This is a genomic window from Bacteroides sp. MSK.18.37 (assembly GCF_019129155.2).
Taxonomy (GTDB): domain Bacteria; phylum Bacteroidota; class Bacteroidia; order Bacteroidales; family Bacteroidaceae; genus Bacteroides; species Bacteroides ovatus.
The window spans coordinates 3,730,406-3,750,829 of record NZ_JAHOIB020000001.1; the positions used below are offsets into that span (position 1 = coordinate 3,730,406).

General features: G+C 43.4%; 12 protein-coding genes. 6 read left to right on the plus strand and 6 right to left on the minus strand.

Annotated elements, in window-relative coordinates; all coding sequences use genetic code 11:
- The first annotated feature begins 70 nt into the window (after positions 1–70).
- From KSX81_RS14550 to KSX81_RS14575, 6 genes are all read left to right on the plus strand, one after another.
- On the plus strand, positions 71–1,564 hold the full coding sequence (locus KSX81_RS14550) for a hypothetical protein (RefSeq protein WP_254884656.1): 1,494 nt from the start codon (positions 71–73) through the stop codon (positions 1,562–1,564).
- Between the two features lie 147 nt (positions 1,565–1,711).
- A complete protein-coding gene (locus tag KSX81_RS14555; protein ID WP_004322237.1) occupies positions 1,712–4,990 on the plus strand; it encodes a SusC/RagA family TonB-linked outer membrane protein in 3,279 nt (1,092 codons plus the stop codon).
- Positions 4,991–5,003: 13 nt separating this feature from the next.
- Entirely contained in the window at positions 5,004–6,860 is a 1,857-nt protein-coding gene (locus KSX81_RS14560) for a RagB/SusD family nutrient uptake outer membrane protein (RefSeq protein ID WP_004299682.1), read from the plus strand.
- A 10-nt stretch (positions 6,861–6,870) separates the two neighbouring features.
- The gene (locus KSX81_RS14565; RefSeq protein ID WP_217725426.1) at positions 6,871–8,226 is read left to right on the plus strand and encodes a glycan-binding surface protein; all 1,356 of its coding nucleotides are present in this window, start codon (positions 6,871–6,873) and stop codon (positions 8,224–8,226) included.
- 25 nt (positions 8,227–8,251) lie between these two features.
- Complete coding sequence (locus tag KSX81_RS14570) at positions 8,252–10,255, plus strand: glycan-binding surface protein (protein WP_254884166.1); 2,004 nt, start codon at positions 8,252–8,254, stop codon at positions 10,253–10,255.
- Between the two features lie 21 nt (positions 10,256–10,276).
- Entirely contained in the window at positions 10,277–10,696 is a 420-nt protein-coding gene (locus tag KSX81_RS14575) for a hypothetical protein (RefSeq protein ID WP_217725425.1), read from the plus strand.
- A gap of 673 nt (positions 10,697–11,369) precedes the next feature.
- Here KSX81_RS14575 and KSX81_RS14580 read toward each other — a convergent pair.
- The 6 genes from KSX81_RS14580 to KSX81_RS14605 form a co-directional block, all read right to left on the minus strand.
- Positions 11,370–13,907 carry a glycosyl hydrolase 115 family protein gene (locus KSX81_RS14580; protein ID WP_217725424.1) on the minus strand — a complete coding sequence of 846 codons (2,538 nt, stop codon included), beginning with the start codon at positions 13,905–13,907 and terminating at the stop codon, positions 11,370–11,372.
- Between the two features lie 63 nt (positions 13,908–13,970).
- Complete coding sequence (locus KSX81_RS14585) at positions 13,971–15,902, minus strand: sialate O-acetylesterase (RefSeq protein WP_217725423.1); 1,932 nt, start codon at positions 15,900–15,902, stop codon at positions 13,971–13,973.
- Positions 15,903–16,276: 374 nt separating this feature from the next.
- The gene (gene murQ, locus KSX81_RS14590) at positions 16,277–17,092 is read right to left on the minus strand and encodes an N-acetylmuramic acid 6-phosphate etherase (RefSeq protein ID WP_217725422.1); all 816 of its coding nucleotides are present in this window, start codon (positions 17,090–17,092) and stop codon (positions 16,277–16,279) included.
- Between the two features lie 31 nt (positions 17,093–17,123).
- Positions 17,124–17,975 (minus strand): ATPase, encoded by an 852-nt coding sequence (locus KSX81_RS14595; protein WP_004299691.1) that lies wholly within the window; start codon positions 17,973–17,975, stop codon positions 17,124–17,126.
- Entirely contained in the window at positions 17,972–19,087 is a 1,116-nt protein-coding gene (locus KSX81_RS14600) for an acyltransferase family protein (RefSeq protein WP_004299692.1), read from the minus strand. The genes KSX81_RS14595 and KSX81_RS14600 overlap by 4 nt, the downstream gene beginning before the upstream one ends.
- A gap of 38 nt (positions 19,088–19,125) precedes the next feature.
- A complete protein-coding gene (locus KSX81_RS14605; RefSeq protein WP_004299693.1) occupies positions 19,126–20,409 on the minus strand; it encodes an MFS transporter in 1,284 nt (427 codons plus the stop codon).
- Between the last annotated feature and the right edge of the window lie 15 nt (positions 20,410–20,424).

Sequence of the window (20,424 nt, forward strand, 5' to 3'; positions counted from 1 at the left end):
CAATCTTGTATTTTACTCTTGACTCCTTTTCCTATATTTTAATAATGAATGCATGAAAACACAAAGTTGTATGAACAGGCTTTTATGGATTACTTTATTGGTAATCGGTTTATCTGGATGCTCGGAAGAGAGTTCATCGTCAGAGGAAAATACGGAATCTGGTACGATCCAAGATGGGGATCATACTGATAATGCAACGGTTATTCAATTAAATCTTTCCGAACAATATCAGACAGTGGAAGGGATTGGCGGCGGGATAGCCAATTATGAGAATTGGTATTGTCAACACCCCAATAAGAAAGATTTGTTTGATTTGATTTTCAAAGATTTGGAGATTTCCATGATTCGTATAGGAAACTGGTACGAAAAGAAGATATCGGGTGAGAATCCCGATATTCTTAAACAGCAAAAAGAGATAATGGATGCAGCAACTCAAAGACTGGGGCGTAGCAATTTCTCTGTAATGATGTCTAATTGGCTGGTAGCACCCGATTTGATAGATAGGCCGAAAGAAAAGGGAGCGACACTTAAAAGAAATAATGAAGGGAAGTACATGTATAAAGAATTTGGTGAATGGTGTCGCATGACATTAAAAGCTTATCAGGAAGCAGATATGTCACCGGATTACTTGAGCATGATGAATGAGCCGGATGGGGATAACAGTGCAGGAACCAAAATCCGCTTAGGCTACGGTATCGACGACTCCCAAAAGGCGAATTACGGGAAAGCATTGGAAGCCACTTATGAAGCATTCAAAGAGGTGTCTGACCGTCCCAGGTTAATCGGCCCGGAAGTGCTTGGAATTGGCTATGGTACTTTTAGTAACTATTACAGAGACTTGAATCCTGACCTATTGGATGCTGCTGCTTTCCATTGTTATCATGGTGGTAAGACTTCCGATTATAAAGATAACGACCGTTATTCTTCCGCCCATGCTTTTAAAACTGAATTTCAAAACATAGCCCGGCAAGTTGGCAACAAATCAATTATGATGACGGAGAACTGTTCTTATCATCCTGCTGTTCCCGAAGATGCTGTGAATATTGCACATTTTATATCAAACTCCTTCCGTTATGCAAATGCCACTGTTTATTTGCACTGGGCACTATTATGGGGATATGCAGATGCTGATGAATTAAAAAAGGGGGGTGACGGTTGCATCGCTGTCGAGTGGCCTTGGAGTAGTTCCCGCTGGACGACGGAAAAAGGCTATGTGGTAAGGAGTGAGTTCTATGGGCTTAAGCACTTTACAAAGTACGTCAAACCGGGTTGGCGGCGGATCGGAGTGGATTATGAACTAAAAGAGGTGGAGGTAGTTGCTTTTCAAGACCCTGATGAATATCAGATAGCTGTCGTTTTAGTCAATTACTCCGAACAGGAGGAGAAAACGGTCAGGTTGAAGAATATTGGCAGTAAGGAGGTATCCTCCATAAGGAAAGTAATACAGACTGATACTCAAAAAGAAAGTTGGTATCAGGAGCTGAAAAACACTGATCCATTTGTCGAATTAGTATTATCAAAAATGAGTGTTACCACTGTTTATTTCAAATTCAAAACAAATTGAAACGTATTTAAAAAGCGAATAAACGTATGTGCAACTTGATGTTACATTTCAAATAGTGTAATAGAATGTAAGTTCATACTTTTGTGTCGGACATTTGCTAAATATGGGTGTGAAATTATAAAGCAATATTTTATAAATGTAATATATATGAAGAACAATTATTTTTCAAGATGTGTGCTGCTAGCCGGATTATGTTCGGTTATTATGGTTTTTGCAGTCACTCCTGTTTATGCGACCGGAGGTGCATTTTCTCCTCTTCCACATGCTGTCTCTGAAGGAGACATTACTGTTACCGGTAAAGTGGTTGATGATGCCGGAGAACCTTTGATAGGTGTTAGTATTCAAGTGAAAGGTACTAGTAAAGGTGCTACTACTGATGTGAATGGTATTTATACACTAAATATAGCATCAGGTTCTACCCTTGTATTCTCATATATCGGAATGAAGACCATTCAACGGAAAGTGACGAAAGGCGGTAAGCTGGATATCACGATGGAGAATGATGAGAATATGTTGGACGAGGTGGTAGCTGTAGGATACGGCTCCATGAAACGTTCGGACTTGACAGGATCGGTCGTTTCCATCAATGCCAAGTCCATAGAAGAATCAATGGCTTCTACCATTGACCAGGCGTTGCAAGGACGTGCGGCAGGATTGCAGATGACGCAGAATTCCGGTGTTCCGGGTGGAGGTACATCTATTCAGATTCGTGGTGTGAATTCATTAAACAGTACCAATGAACCTATTTATGTAGTAGACGGAGTTATTATCTCCGGTGAAACAGGCTCGAATACAAGTAATGCTATGGCAGGTATTAATCCAGCTGATATTGAAAGCATTGAGATCTTGAAAGATGCTTCGGCTACTGCCATTTATGGTGCACAGGCGGCTAATGGGGTCATATTGATTACGATGAAAGCTGGTGTAACAGGCAAGCCTCGAATTAACTTCCAAGCCTCTGTGGGAAATCAGGAAATACCGAAAACAATCGACATGATGAATTTGCGTGACTATGCCCGTCATTATAATGAACTATATGCTCTTATAAATGCCAGCAGGGTGAAAGATGCGTTTAGTCATCCTGAAACTTTAGGTGACGGTACTAACTGGCAGGATGAGATATTCCGCAATGCTCTGTTGCAGAACTATAACCTGTCAATTCGTGGCGGTACAAAAACGGTCAGCTATAATCTGTCCGGCGGATATTTGGGGCAGGATGGTATTTGCATCGGTTCGGATTTTGAGCGTTACACCTTCCGTATGGGAACAGAGATACAGGTTACTCCTAAGGTTCGTTTCGGAGGTACGGTGAATGTTTCTTATACCAAGCAAGGTACAGGCATGGCTAGCTGGTCTATCATTCCCAATGCACTTTATCAGGCACCGGATGTTCCCGTACGTGATAAGAATGGTAACTTTTCCGGACCGGAAGAGGACGACCAGCAGAATTTAAGCAATTACAGTAATCCGGTGGCGTTGGCAGCGTTAACACAGCGTAATAATGAAAAGGGAGGTGCTCGTGCCAATCTTTTCATGAAAATCAATCCATGGAAATGGCTGACTTACCGTACTGATTTTACGGCAGACGGCAATATCGATAATTATCAATATTTCCTTCCCCAATATGAATTGGGATACTCAAAGAATCCTTATCCTACTAATGAACACTCCAAAAACTACGGGCTTTACTGGGGATGGAAGAATGTAGTGACGATGGAGAAGACGTTCAAACGTAAGCACAAGACGAGTTTGATGTTAGGACATGAGATGACTTCCAGAAGTTCAGATTATCTTCAGGGAAAACGTACACATGGTGATAATCTGCTGACAGACTTGGATGCAGGTGATGCTGCGTATGCCACCAATAGTGGAAGGGCAAGCAAGACAACGTACCTCTCTTATTTCAGTCGTCTGTTTTATAGTTACGACAACCGTTACCAGTTAACGGCTACGGTACGGCGCGACGGGACATCCCGTTTTGCCAAAGGAAATCAGTGGGGGACATTCCCATCAGTAGCTGTGGCATGGCGTCTTTCCGAAGAGTCATTCTGGCGTCCGCTGAAAGATGTGGTTAATAACTTCAAGTTGCGTTTGAGTTATGGTGAAGTCGGTAATTCCAATGTCAGTGCATTTGCTTACCAACGGATGGGAACGTATGTGCAGTCTATCTGGGGGACGAGTTTGCAGACCGCCAATATTGCTAATCCCGATTTGACATGGGAGAGTACCCGTTCCTGGAATGCAGGTATCGACCTGAACTTTTTTAATAACCGTGTCGAGTTTATTCTGGATGCATATATCAAAAAGACAAGAAACCTCTTGTTGCAACAAGATTATCCGGGATATATGGGAACTACGGGCAATGGTGCTGCAACAGCTCAATGGGCGAATATAGGCTCCATGGAGAATAAAGGTTTTGAATTTACATTGAACACGGTAAATATATCCAATAGGGATTTTCAGTGGCGTACAAATGTTACATTCAGTTTGAACCGTAACAAGGTAGCAAGTATGAATACAGAGAATGCCTTTATCGACAAGACTTATCAAAATAGTGGTCAGACGGAAGTGATTACCCGCACTGCAGTCGGAAAGCCTGTCAGCCAGTTCTATGGCTATAAGGCAATCGGCCGCATCAATAGCGCTTCCGATTATTTGATAGATAATGGTGATGGAACTAGCACGGTAAAGATTGCTACTCCAGTATTGCGGGTAGGTGAACAGGTGGTTAACTCGGGTACGGATAAAGGTAGCCTTATCAAACAAATTTATATTGGCGATTATATTTTTGAGGATCTGAATAATGACGGAGTGATTGACGAAAAAGATCAGACATTCTTGGGAAGTCCGTTGCCTAAATTTACCTATGGCATTAATAATACCTTTAATTATAAGAATTTCGATTTGACTATATTCTTATATGGTTCGTATGGAAACAAAGCGATGAACTATTTGTCCCGTCGTATTACTAACCCCAATTCGAGTGGTAATGTACACGCGTCCGTTGCCAACCATGCCCGTTTGGGATACCTTGATGGAAATTCGGATAATACCGATGTCTGGAATATGTATATATTGCCCGGCTCTAACGGTTTGTGCCGTATGTCTGTTAATGATGCCAATGATAACGACCGCATCAGTAGCCGTTATGTGGAGGATGCTTCTTTCTTGCGTATACAGAATATTGCTTTGGGATATACGTTACCGAAGAATTGGTTGAAAAAACTGAAGATAGAGAATGCGCGCATTTATGCGAATATTAAAAATGTATATACATTCACAGGCTATGACGGTTACGATCCGGAGATTGGCTCTACACAGGCGCAATATTCTTATTCCGGTCAGAGTATGCTGATGTACGGAGTGGATACGGGACGTTGTCCTTCTCCCCGTATTTATACATTTGGTATTGATTTAACCTTTTAAATAGAAAACTTCCATGAAAAAGAATATTATATTATCAGTGGTTTGTGGAATGGTCGCGATGGCAAGCCTCACTTCCTGCAATGACTTCTTGCAAGTAAGTGCCACCAACCAAAAAGAAATGGACAAATCCTTTACTACTTATGACGAGCTGCGTTTGGCAACAGCTTATCTTTATATGAAACCTTGGTTTGGTTTTCACAGTACCCGTCTGTTTGCGATGGGAGATGCACGCGGAAACAATATCTATGGTGACAACAACAACGAGACAGGTTATGCTCCTTATTGCCTCTTTACCGACAAACCCAATACACCCGGACTTGCCGATGCGTGGAATTCACTTTACATTGTTGTTACGCAGGCAGACTACATCATTAACGATTATGCACCACAGGGACGCCAACATTTCAGTGAAGCACAAGCGAATGCTTGCGAGGGAGAAGCACGTTTCATGCGGGCGGCGGCTTATTACTATTTGGCTTCTTACTGGCACGATGTGCCCATTATGGAGAATCCAATTGCTCATACGGAAGCTTTCAATATGGCTCCCACACGCTTCGAGGATGTGATTCGCTACGGTATCCGCGACTTGGAGTACGCTGCGGAGTGGTTGCCGCTTGCCGACGCGGACGGTCGTGTGACTCGCTATTCGGCTTTGGGACTACTGGCACGCTATTATGTAACGCTGGCAGCGTATGCGCGTGGCGGACACTGTACACAGGCTACTATGGATTATTATGAAGCCAGCGGTTCTCACGACTTGGCTGACATTCTTTATGATTTGGCCAAGGAGGCTGCCGGAGAAGTGATTCTTGCTCAGAACAGATATGGATTGATGGAAGAATATGAAGAAATTTTCCGGGTACAGAACAATAATTGCAAAGAGGTATTGTTTGCTTTGCAACCGCTGCAAGGTGTCGACTCCTACGGAATGGGTAACAGCAACGGAAGCGGTTTGTGCTCTTACACAGAATTGCTGAACGGTTTGAGTGCCTATAACTCCTCTTATGTATCTTACGACTGCTTGCGTATGCTGATTAATTCCGGCGGACGTTCCCGTCTGCGTGGTAATGTGCTTTGTCCGGGAGAGTTCTATGACTATATCGGTACACATTTGGTGGATGGTGGTTGGGCTGCCGGATATAAAGGCGGACAGAAAGCTGCCGGATTAGAAACGAACAGAAAAGTTGCCTTCAAGAAACAGGTAGTGGGTAGTGCTGAAGACACGAATAATATCGCTATTGCCGGGAACTCCGGTTTCTGCACACCGATGTTGCGCCTTGCAGAAGTGTACTTGTTGTACGTGGAGGCTTGCATGGGCACCAGTGATGAGCTGACCGACCGGGATGCCTTGAAATATTACGACGATGTCCGGAAACGCGGCTACAAGATGGAGATAGAGAGTGGCGAACTGACCTACTATGACACCAACTATCTCACCCGTAATGATTTGTTGAGAGAGTTTCGTGTAGAGTTCTTTATGGAAGGCCTTTGGTGGCCTACGCTGGTACGCCGTTCGCTTTACGACACAAAGTGGGTGACCGACTTTATCAATAACGAGTTGGTTATTATGACCGAAGGTGATGAAGGAGAACAGGTGCGCAGTGACGAATGGGACAGCAACAGATGGTATGCTTACTATTATACGATAAACAAGAACACTCTTCAGGCGGCATTCAGTTCTGACAGTCCCCGCCAGTCCGACGGAGCCAAACTGGCGGTACGAGCTACTCATACTCCGTTGGCGGAAGGAGATTACGTACATTCGAATACCTCTGATGATAATGTATGGGCATTTTCTTATCCGGAAGTGGAAAGTACCCGTGACCCGTTATTAAATACAGCACCTGTTGCTTATGATTTTAACAAATAAGATGACTACTATGAAGATAACAGATAAGATATTAACGAATTTGTGTTTGAGCACTTTATTGCTGTTCTCGTTGTTTAGCGTATTTTCTTGTTCTGACGACGACGATGATGTCCGCATATACAGTGTGTGGAGTAATATGCTTGGTGAAGAAGCCAAACAGATTACCTCTGTTTATACCGGAACCTGGATTCGGGTGGACGGTAGTGGCTTTAGTGGTTTGCAAGCTATTTATTGCAACGGTTTGCAGGTGACGGAATACAACTCTACTTACATGAGTGACTCCCATCTCACGTTTAAAGTACCCTCCAGTGTTCCGATGGCACATGAGATAGAAGATGAATCAGTGAAAAATACCCTCAGGGTGGTGACTTCCCACGGTGAAGGAGTATACCGTTTCATCTTTAAAGATGTGAACAAGATGCCCGGCATTACAGACGTGTCATACACGTTGCCCCATCCAGGCGATCACATCACCCTTATAGGGAAGTACCTCAATGGTGCATCAGCCGTTTACTTTCCAGGCAATGACGGCAATGAAGTGCAGGTTCCCTATATCGATGGCACCGGAGATATGGTAGTGTCCGAAGATGGAACGCGGATAACTGTCAAGGTGCCTGATGGAGTGGGCGAACGGAGTGGTTCCCTCCGGGTGGAGATGGCAGAATTGGGTGAGAACTATTACACTCCCAATTATATGTTCTACGACAAAGCAATGTTTGCGCACGATCATGAAGGAACCACAGCTTTGAACTATGGTGTGTCCGGAAGTGTCATCTCTCCGCAGAAATGCGCCTATTACTCAATCAACGCGGCAGATGCGCCGCAAGTACCCGCAGGTGCCAGAGCATATATCTTCAGTATACCCGAAACTGCTCCGGCCACTCTTCCGGTGGTGAGCGATAATAATTCGCCTTTCGGTTATTTCCGTTTCAATACAGGAATGCAATTACAGTATCTGATAGACAACAGCGACGGAGAATGGGCCAGAGAAACGGATGCTCGCAAGGCGGCTTTGCAGGCGGACATCTATATGAATCATGATTGGAGCACCGGCGTGGTAGGCTGGCGCATGAACAAGAATGGAGGAAAGGGTAATGGTGAAAGTGCATGGAATGTGGCTTCGTGGACTAACAATAAGCCATACGCATTTAACGGCAGCTGGAAGACGCTTACTTTCGAGATACATACCAAGTATGCCAACTTGGGCGAGGCGATTGATGCTTGGAGTGCGAGCGGTGTGCACTCACTGTTCACTATCCTCAACTTCGATGTCCTGTCGGCCGGATTGACCATGAAAGAGGGAGCGGATTTCCGTATGTTCATCACTAACTTGCGTTTGGTTCCCTATGTGACTCCGGAAGAATAAAATATAAACATGAAACAGATTAGATATGAAAACTTTTAAATCTATACAATCGGGAATAATTGCTTGCCTGATAATAACCTTTGTAATGGGATTATTTTCTTGCAGCGATGACAATGAAACGGTAGATAATTTGCTGCCTCCTACCATTGTAAAAGTATGTGTTTGGGATGAAGACATTGAAGAATGGATTATTCCTGGAGCAGAAAGTAAAATTCGGATTGGTACCCCTTTGCGTATTGAGGGTACTAACATGGCGCAGACGATTGCCGTCTATATCAATGGTGGGCTCATTTCTGCTTTTCATGCAGAAGACAATGCGATAGAGCTTGTTATTCCGGACATTCCTGTAGATGAGGGAGAGATTAAAGAGATGAACCTCAACTTGATCCGGGTAGTGAATAAGGCGGGAGCTGCTACTTGTACGGCCGAAGATTTTCAATTCTTTGGCAGGCAAATTACTGTGACCGGTTTTTCGCTGACTGAAAATGAAGGAAGAACGTGGGAAGCCGTGCAAGAACTGCCGGTAGGTGGTAAGATACGTATTGAGGGTAACGGACTGAAAACAGCCAATGAACTGTATATTAATGGTACTTCTGTTGATTTGGCCGGTATTCCTGCCGAAGAAAAGAACGATGCCTTCCTGGTTGTGACTATTCCGGAAACTTTGCCTTTCGGGAATGCTGTCGAGAATCCGGACAGCCGGAATAAAATGCGCCTTGTGACGGCTTATGATGATCGCACGCTGGATTGTGTTATTGCGGGCAAGCAGGTAGAAATCAACCGAATTACGGACGCAAATGGTAATGCCATTACGGAAGCCGGGCGCAACTCGGTGGTGGTCATTGAAGGAAAATACTTTGCCACTTTTCAAAAACTGTCTTTTAACAACCAGGAAATAGAGCCGACAACGATAGAAAGCAATCGTATCACTTTCACCGTACCGGTAGATACGGAAGATTTTACAGTGGGAGACGGAGAACTGACTGTTGTCAATGCGTATGATGAAATTGGTGTTAGCCGGGAATTTACTCTTTTAGGTTTTGTCCCTAGTGTGACGGAAATTTCATATACGATGCCTAAACCCGGTAATGTGATCCGGCTTACAGGTGTCAATCTGTATAATAGAGCGAAGGTTTTCTTTCCATCTTCCACAGGTGAAAAGGAAGGTCTCGTTCAGAGTGCCTCATCGGATGCGACTTCTATGGATGTACTCGTGCCGGAAGGTGTGGGAGATAAAGCAGGATATATTCGTATAGAGAGCGAAGGTGCTGATGTTGAGGTGAAAGGAATTGTCATGTTCTACAAACAGGGAGTCTTTTTGAAGGAGTTTACGGATGAAGAGTTGAAACTGGGAGTTTCGTCGGGGAGTTTGACGCAGAATAAATCAGCACTGTATAATCCGGAAAACCGTCCGGCAAATGATATGAATCCGGTGAATCCCGATTACTTTATTTACTTCAAAAATGCTTCTATTCCGGTAAGTACAAGTACCGGTAACCATGGGGCTTATTTGAGGTTTTCGACATATGAGCATATCAAAAAAATATTGGCAACGAATACCGAAATTTCAAATTCAACTTTAATTAAGAATGTTGCAATGCAAGTAGATGTTTATATGCCAAATCCTTGGAATAGTGGAATGTTAGCATGGCGTATGGATAAAGATGGTGGAACTCTGAATTCTAATCGTATCATGAATATTGCTCCATGGACAGTCGGTAATCCCTTTGATTTTGACGGAGAATGGCATACATTTACTTATAAACTCACAGACTTTGTTTTGAGTACAGAAGTGAAAGAAACCTATACTTTGGAAACTTGGTTGGCAGAGTATGCTATGAAACGAAACTCTACAACCGGAATTTGGAGTCCGTATATTTCCCTGTTTACTTTTGCCAATGGTAATTTTATGCGCAATAGTGGGAATAACACACCGGATCCTCAGTGGGCTTGCGTAAATATCGTTAATTTTGAAATGGGGCTTGCCAACATGCGTTTGGTTCCACTTACACCTGTGGCTTTTGAATAATCATTTAATTGTGAGATAATAATGAGAAATCTTTTATTAGTTTTTTGTCTGTTCGCCGCAATAGCGGCGAACGCAAAAGAAGAGCCTGTTCAACTTTTCCCTCGGACGTATGGGTATTTCTCCAGAGGAGACAGCGAAACACAGACGATTACTTATGACCATGCTTACGGACAGTACGGCTGGAAAAACACAAAAAATGTGGATCTTTCCGTTTATAATCATATTGTTTTAGAGATAGAGGCTACAGACTCTCGTGTGGAAATCTATGTACTTTATGAAGGGGTTGAAAAGAGCACTTGTATAGGGGGAATAGATGCCGGAAAAACGAAAGCCGTTTGTGAACTTGAGCATATAGATAAGGTGCAGGCGATTTACATAGCTAAATCAAAGGTAGGTATAACCAAGATTGTCAAGTTTGTGCTGACAGATGAAATAGATTAAGTATTTATTTGTTGAAAGAAACAGCCCTCGCTACGGAGTTATTCTCCGTGCGAGGGCTGTTTTTATGTATAATCTATCTTGTGTTCAGGTAATACATCGTGATTGGTGTTCTTTTTATTATCAGCTTTGTTTTCTTGTCAAGTAGCTTGTTTGCAAGCTGATTAAGTAGGGAGGTATAAGAAGAGAAGCCACTATAGTTGCGTTGGGATACCGGTATTGTTCCATTAAAGTACCGGTATCATTAATTTCCCACGGCCGTGACAAGATCTTCCCACGGCCGTGGTAGGAACTCGTCACGGCTGTGGGAAGAAGTTACCACGGCCGTGAAGAATTAAGTATACCGGTATCCTGATCGAACAATAGTTATTGAATGATATAAGTATGCTGGTTGTATGACGGATGTTTAATGGCGGCTTTTCTTGAAAGGTAAGTAAAGCTGGAAGGATAGGAGATATGGGAGAGCAAAATCATAAAATAATAGGCTGACAATAAAACTTATAAAATGTTATTGTCAGCCTATTGTCAGGGCTTATTGTCAGCATCTAAAGGGTTGAAAATCATTTATCTAATGAATAGGAATGACGGCTGACAATAAGAACTGCAAAATTTATATGTAAATACAATCAGTGATGTAGTTATTAACTCATCTCTACATTGATTGGATTGAGCTTTTTTATCTACTTTCTCTCTTACTTTTCGATTCGTTCATAAACAGATAAGATTTCTTATAGCCTTCGTAGTCTACGACTAACTTTTCCAGCACGATGCCCGGATCAAGAGGTTTGAAAGTGATTGTTTGCATACCGTCTGATGTATTCGGTACATTCAGTTTTGCTTTTTTCTCAACGATGCGTCGTGCGACTGTCGGATAGTATATGCTGTATACATTTTCAGGAAGCTCGTTTAAGTTATGATTGAAATTGATCGTCTGATCCTTTCCTCCTTCAAATCCGATACTATACTCATGTCCTTTGCGATCGTGGAAAGCAAGAGTTGATTTTACTATCACATGGACAGTCACCTTGTCAATTCCTTTAGGCAACTTTATCTTGTAGGAGATAGAAGCTCCGTCAGTAGGTTGTGTGTAAGGCATCAAAGCCATGCCACTAAGGGTACGCCCCATATAGGGAATCACTGTCCATTCCGTACCAGGCGCTGCTTTAGCGCTGTAGTAATGTTCGGCTTCTATGGCTATATATCCGTCTTGTCCGGTGAAGACGTATCCGCCGACAGCCTTTTCCGGATTTTCGATTCGGTAGATTTTAGGCAGTGTATCAGCGGGGAAGTTATCATTCCATGAGGTATAACCGATATGTTTCTGAATCATCATATTCTTCCATTTGCCGCCGGACATAATGTTGTTATAATCGTCACTCAACGCTTTATCCCGTGCAAAAGCCTGTTCCACTTTATCTGCCCATTCGTTAGCTTGCGGATTGTTTTCTTTATACAATTTATGGTTCATGGCTTGTGCATAATACATTTCGTACAGGTTTGCCATGGCTTGAACGGGGAAGAGGATTAATTGCTTGTAGGCATCTTTATATTCCGGTTTCAGTGATATGTATTGTCTCAAAGCTTCCGCTTCCAGTTTCAGATATTCATCAGATACTTGTTTCCATTCGCCGGTCTCCAGGTTATAAGTATTCCGGTCGAGCATTTCTCCCGTCACGCGGCCGTTGTATTTGCTGTACAGGTTTAAGATTCGCATGGCTTCATCCGCCTGGTCTTCGCCAAACTGCTGTGCGCAGAAACGACGGGGATGATCCAGCAAGTTGGAGACGTTGAATTGCTTGGGATTCCATGCCATATCCATGAAGAGCGTGATCGGATATTCCATTGGTTTCAAATCGCCTACATTCAGTATCCACAGCTTTTCTACTCCATAATCGTATGTGAGTTGAAGTTGCTCCCACATATTTTGTATAGGGGTTACGTTCAGCCATTTGGAGTTTCTCGGAGCACCTACGTAGTCTACATGGTAATACATGCCCCAACCGCCCGGATGCTTGCGTTCTTTGGCATTTGGCAGGCGGCATACATTGCCCCAATTGTCATCACACAATAGCATGATTACATCATCGGGCACACGCATACCTTTATCGTAATAATCCAATACTTCTTTATACAACGCCCATACTTGCGGAGTCTCTTTGGCCGGACGTTTGGTGACTTCTTCAATAATCTTGCGCTGATTCTTGACTACATTCTCCAGAAGTTTCACATTGGTGCTTTTACTCATGGCTGCGTCACCGTCTCCGCGCATACCGATGGTTACGATATCTTCTGTACCCTGCATCCGTTCGATGCCTTCACGGAAAAACTGATCGATCACTTTTTGGTTAGTTGTATAATCCCATGCACCATATTCTTTGCGCTTGCGTGACCATTCCTGATGGTTGCGTGCCATTGGTTCGTGGTGGGACGTGCCGATAATGACTCCCATTTCACTTGCTGTTTTACTATTCTGCGGGTCGTCAGCATAGAAAGCCCAGCTCCACATGGCCGGCCAAAGGAAATTACCTTTCAGGCGTAGTATCAGTTCACACACCCGTGCATAAAAACGATGGTCGCCATAGTTGGTGCCGTATGTGTGTTTTACCCATCGGGTAAGACACGGCGCTTCATCATTCAGAAAGATACCGCGATAGGTTACGGCCGGCTCTCCGTCCGAGTATTGTCCGGGTTTAATATATACATTTGCTTGTTTCATGACGGGAACATCTGCCCACCAATACCAGGGAGATACTCCCATCTGTTCAGAAAGCTCGTAGATACCATAAATAGTGCCGCGTCTGTCGCTGCCGATGATAACTACCGCTTCATCTATTCCCTCGCAAGGATTGGCGATGACTTGCAGGATGTATTTTTCATTTTTTCCATCCAATTCCTTTTTGTCTATTTTGCCTGCTGACATCAGCTTCTTTATAAAAGGAGTGCCATAAGTACCTGCAATGATACACCGTTTCGAACTTGTGCTTGTTAAGAGTTCGGGCTTTTTTCCGCATACCTGCAGTATGTCTTGTTGAAGATTGCCGGCAGCAATCATTACCCCTTTGTCTTCGGAAGAATCTATGTATATCGGACAAGGAACTCCGTTGGCAACCAACGGAAAATGATTACCGGCCGGTGTGAATATTACAAATTGTTCAGCGGCAAATGCCGCTATACTCACAACAGAGAGGTAGAAGAATAGAAATAACTTTTTCATGGTTTCAATATTTAGTAATTTGTTGTTAATCATTGATCTTATGTTTCACTGTAACCGGATATTCTATTTGTTGATAATTGGTAATTGGAAACTGGATGCAGGAAGTCCTTCTGTATTATAGATGGAAGAGGGTGGATTGTTTTCCCATGCATAGCGGATGCTTGCCGGTATTCCTTCTCCGTTCCATAAAGCAATTACTTTATCCCCTTCGGTATAGGCCTCTACAAATTTATATTTTCCATCATTGGCAGCAATGGCAATGCCTTCTAATGATTTAGCTTGCTTTAAAGAGCCTGTTCCTCGCCTGAAAGAGATAACGATCCGACCGTTTTCTTTTAATTCGGCAGCTTCAGCCATAGGCCCTTCCGCTACGATATTCTTCTCACCGAAAGAAAGTTTGTTCATTTGAAGCACACAACGGTGTGCCAAGTCTTTTTTGTTGAGTGGATGAATATCATTACTTTCACCTAAATCAATGGCAGTGGCCAGTCCGACATTCTTTAACTGGAGACTTGCCTTGCGTTGTGCTTCACGTACTTGTGCGTTGCCGCTTTCTACAGGCACCTTGCTTCTTTGTTGGTAATTCGCAAGTTGCACAATGACGAAAGGCAGGTTTTTATTGTTCCATTGGGTACGCCAGTCGTTTACAAGATCAATCAGATGTCTTTCATAATGTTTGCTACCTTCAGGACCCGTATCCGACTCTCCCTGATACCAGATTATGCCTCGTATTCCGTAGTTACGTAGCGGATGAATCATACTATTATATAGTCCGGTGGGTTCATTTTGGAATCCGATAGTGGAAGGAATACGCTTCATTGTACAGCCTATTTTATGCTGCCACATAGCGGTCAGCGGAATTGTCTGACCGGCTATTTCCAATTGGTAAGGCTTCCCTTTTACAAATTCCGGACGTCCGGCACTGCTGACAAGGCGGATGACAATCTCGTTTTCACCGGCACGGAGTAAGTCTGTCGGGACTTGGTAAATACGCGGAGGATATTGATAACTTGTTCTTCCTACACAGATACCGTTTATATAGGTAGCATCCGAGTCTTTTAGTGTTCCCACGCGTAAAACAGCTTGTTGTCCGGCTAATGATTCGGGTATGTTAATTCGCTGGCGGAAGTAATGGACTCCATTGAGAGGAGTGTTCCAGCTACCTCCCCAATTGGAGTTGAATACATCCACTTTTTTCCAATCTGAAGCGTCGAAACCGTCACTTGTCCATTTTTCTTTGTTCCCAAGGTCATTTGCCGATTGCTGTCGATGCCATTGATTCACTTGTTCTTTTTGGGCGTTCTTCACAGAATCCGGATAATCAGGATGGAAGTACTGTGGGGACTGGAGCTTTTCCCGGAATCTGGCATATTTCTCGAGTGACTGGCGGGTAGACCATGATGCTATGTTTGTCCCTCCCCAGCTACTATTGATAATGCCAATTGCAACTCCTTTTTCTGCCTGCATTTCTTTTGCAAAGAAATAACATAGGGCTGCGAAGTCCAACGTATTCTCCCGGGTACAGATTTTCCATTCATTATTGCTATCTTGTTGAGGCTCGATAAAGTTGTAAGCGTACGACGTCTTGGTATAACGGATCAGATTGTTTTCATACGACATGATTTCATCCCTGTATTTATCCATGACACGCTTTACGGTAAGTTCCATATTCGATTGTCCGCTGCATAGATACACGTCGCCTACGTATACATCTTGTATTATTTTCTGGTTGACTCTCAATTCGTAGGGACCTCCGGCCTTGTGCTTCTGCAGGTTGACCGCCCATTCTCCTGTTTGGGAAGCCCGGGTTTTGTATTGCTTTCCGTTGAATTCAATGACAACAGTTTCTTTAGGATCTGCAACCCCCCATAATGGGATAGGGGTGTCACGTTGTAAAACCATCTTGTCGGAAAAGATTCCGGGAAGTCTTACTTCTGCCTGCATTCCTATTGTATATAACAGCAGGCTCAAAATGATGCAAATGTTCTTCTTCATAAATATTATATTTAGTGAGATTATCTTCTTTGTGTCTTAAATTCCAAGAATGGTTTATTTTTCGTCTGTACTGTGACACGATGCAAAGATAGTTGGTATTGATAAGAACGGGCTTTGGGTATGTTTCAATTATTTATTCTGTTGATACCAATCTACTATTTCTTGAAGTTTTTTTCTTTGGGGATAAAATGAAGAAGTGTGAACAAACCGGTTTGTTCAATAAATGTTTTTGATTTTGTTTCAAAATCTTTTTGTATTGTATCTATGAGACTGTCGGATGAATAATAATGGTTAATGTGTCATATTCCGTATTAATAAGATTGGTATGTGATGCGTATAATATACTCTTGATTAAACAAGAGTAAGTAGAGATTTTAATGATCTTGAGAATATCGGTAAGCGTCAATCGCTTTTTTTACAGAACCGTGTAACAGCAACAATTTTTGTGCATGATCATGATCCAATCCCAGTTCCTCCATAATCATCCTGGTTCCTCTTTCTACCAGTTTATGATTACTAAGTTGCATGTTTACCATCTTATTTCCTTTTACCCGTCCGAGTTGAATCATCACCGACGTGCTAATCATGTTCAGAATCATTTTCTGTCCGGTGCCTGATTTCATTCTCGAACTTCCTGTGACATATTCCGGACCGACAATCATTTCGATGGCGACATCTGCTTCTGCCGCCATCGGAGAATTCGGATTGCTGGTGATGCAACCTGTCAGGATGCCATGCTTGCGGGCCTCCCGTAAGGCACCGATTACATAAGGAGTAGTGCCCGAAGCGGCAATGCCAATCACTGTATCTTTTTGATTGATATGATATTCCGTAAGTTCTTCCCATCCTCGGCTCATATCGTCTTCGGCACCTTCTACCGGATTGCGCAGGGCTGTATCCCCACCGGCTATCAGTCCGATAATCCAGCTGGGAGACATTCCGAAAGTAGGAGGGATTTCAGAAGCGTCCAGCACTCCCAAGCGCCCACTGGTACCTGCACCCATGTAAAAGATACGTCCACCCTGTTTCATGCGGGGTACAATTTGGTTGACGAGCTGTTCGATTTGTGGAATGGCTTTTTGTACGGCTAACGCCACCTTTTGGTCTTCCCGGTTAATGTCTTCTAATATTTCCCGTACGGACTTCTTTTCCAGATTGTCGTAGAGCGACGGTTGTTCGGTTATCTGCATATTGATAATGGCAATTGACTAAAAATACAAATTACAAGGATTGAGATGAAGCGGTATGATATAAAATTAGCCCCTCCATCGGACTTTGCAGAATCTTTCCGATTCTGATTCCTGTCTCTTGTGCAGCTTCTTGTAATATCTCCCTGTAGCAGTGAGCCACTGATCCGATAAAATGTACAGGGTACTGCGTGTAATCATATTGCATTACATTTCTTCGGAAGAAAGCAATAAAACTATCAAGCACTAATTGTCGTATCCCCGGCTCTTCCAGATGTTGCGCTATAAAGGGGGAGAGACTTGCCAGAAAACGATTCGGGAAGGGTTGGCGATACACCCGGTCGATGATTTCGGGAGCCGTCAGGTCGAACTGTTTTAAGAAAGCTTCTTTGATGGCGGGTGGAAGCTGGTTCTTCAGGATGTCTCCTACCAGTAATTTGCCAAGGACAGCTCCACTTCCCTCGTCGCCCAAGATAAAGCCTAAAGGGGAGATGTTGTTGACAATCTCTTCGCCGTTGTAGAAACAAGAATTGGAACCTGTGCCGAGGATGCAGGCAATCCCAGCTTCATGTCCGCATAGTCCGCGGGCAGCGGCAAGCATATCCGAGTTAGTTTTGATATTTCCGATCACGGGCAGGCTGTCGGCAATGGCCCGTCGGAGAACGGGAGCTCTTTCGGGAGTGCATCCTGCACCATAAAAAAAGACGGAGTTGATCGTTCCTTCCGGTAGTTGTGGCAAAAGGGAATGTGTCAGCTCTTGTTGAATCTCTTCTTCTGATTGGAAGAAGGGATTGATTCCTTTCGTTCCAATTCGTTTGATTGGGGTGTCGTTGAAAACGATGCACCAGTCGGTTTTGGTAGAACCACTATCTGCAATGAGTATCATATCTTAATGTATATTTTCTTTTTGTATAATATATAGCCTATTGACCAGTTAAGTAAGACAAAGAGGATAGCATAGGCAAGAGAACCTCCTTCATCCCCGAAAACAGGTTGGAGGGCACATCTGTAGACGACTTGTTGGATGGGGACACTTTCTCCCTGATAAGTGACGGTGATAGCGCCTACCAAAACGGCGATGACACCTGCCATTACATAAATAAAGAGAGGATTCACTCCGAAAGATTCAAAGAAACGGCTCCATTTTTTACATCCTTTGATATCGATAATCCAGACGAGTAAAGCTAATAGGCTGGAGCCTAATCCGCAAGTGACCAGCACAAAGGTGGGCGACCATATCTTTTTGTTGAATGGGCAACCATAGCTAAATAGGAAACCTGCAAAAGTCAGGATAGTACCGATAAGGAAAAGCCGTTCCAATTTTTCATGTATATCTTTTACTTCCATGAGTAGTTTGCCGACGCAAAATCCGATCAATACGTGTGCGATAGAAGGAATAGTGCTAAGAAGTCCTTCCGGGTCAATGTGGTTGTCTTGATACATATGAGCGTCTCCCAAGATGCTGCGGTCGACGATGGAAAGAATATTCGTTTCGTTGTAGGCAAAACCATTACCGGTAATGAGAATAATGAAATAACCTACTAATAATACCACAATCAGATAAGGTATATACTTGTGTTTCAATAGCAAGGCAATAAGTGCTGAAGCACCATAGCAGAGCGCAAGACGCTGCATGACTCCCAAGATGCGAATTTGCTCAAATGGGAGAGGATTGTGGGTGTAACACAGTAAGGCAAACCAGTTGAGGGCTATTCCGATAAGGAAAATAACAATGGTTCTTTTGATTATTTTCAGGGCAGCCGGAGTACTGAATGTAAAGTTATACTTTTTAAGTGAGATGTAGGTGGAGATTCCCATGATAAACATGAAGAAAGGGAAAACTAGGTCTGTGGGGGTAAGACCGTTCCATTGGGCATGTTTTAGGGGAGCGTATGCATGTCCCCAAGAGCCCGGATTATTAACCAGAATCATTCCTGCGATAGTAATGCCTCGCATTACATCGAGTGCCAAAAGGCGTTTGTTACTTGTTGTATTCATGACTGTCACTTTTTAATGTGTTAAGTTAATAAGTAAGTTTATTGTTTCTTTCCGAAAGAATCTTCCAGTCGGTTGCGGATCATTAATGAGGCGACGATACCGGGTAGGGTACAAATACAAACCCAAATAAAGAAGTTGGTGTATCCGAGATGCTCCTGTATCCATCCTGCAGGCATCCCCGGAAGCATCATACCAAGTGCCATAAACCCGGTTCCGATAGCATAGTGCGCCGTTTTGTGTTCGCCTTCCGCAATATAAATCAGATATAGCATATAAGCGGTAAAGCCGAAACCATAGCCCAGTTGTTCGATAGCTACGCAAATGGCTATAAATATAGGATTATCCGGAGTGGCGGCAGCCATCCATACATATAATAGATCAGGAAGGTTGATAGCTAACGCCATAGGTAATATCCATTTTCTGAATCCGTCGCGGGAAACGAGGAAACCACTGATGATTCCGCCAACTAATAAAGCTATGACGCCTATAGTTCCATAGATCATTCCGACAGTTGCGGTAGATAAAGCTAGCCCACCTTTATCGGTAGCATCGAGCAGGAAAGGAGAAGCTATTTTGGCTAACTGTGATTCTCCCAACCGGTAAGTGAGAAGGAAAAAGAACATGAGACCCAGGTTCTTTTTCTTGAAGAAGGTGACAAAGGTCAGAAGAAAATCTCCCAACAATTTACCCGGTGTGAGTCCGGGACGTTTAATGTCCGAATCAGGATGGGGGAGAATCAGACGATGATAGATAGTAAGAGCAAGAAACAATCCTGCAAGAAGGTAGAATGTAATACTCCATGCCAAGGGAATATTGTTTTGTGATGTTTCCAACCATCCTGCCAGCATGACAAGAATTCCCTGCCCGAAGATGTTGGCAAGCCGATAGAAGGTATTCCGGATACCGACAAAGAAAGATTGTTCCTTATTATTGAGTCCGAGCATATAGAAACCATCTGCAGCGATGTCATGTGTAGCGGAGCTGAAGGCTAGCAACCAGAAAAAAGCAAGAGTCAACTGTACATAATGTGCAGTTGGGATAAAGAAGGCTATCCCTGCAAATCCGGCGGCGATGAAACCTTGCATGGCAATAATCCAAGCCCGTTTTGTTTTCACCAGATCGACGAATGGACTCCATAGAGGTTTGATAGTCCAGGGAAGATAGAGCCAGGAAGTGTATAAGGCTATTTCCGTATTGGATAATCCCAAACGCTTGTACATGATAACAGCAATCGTCATTACCGCTACATAGGGCAGCCCTTCTGCGAAGTAGAGGGTTGGTATCCAGCTCCAGGGATTTCTTTTTATAGTGGGTGTTGTCATGGCATTGTTCTTTTT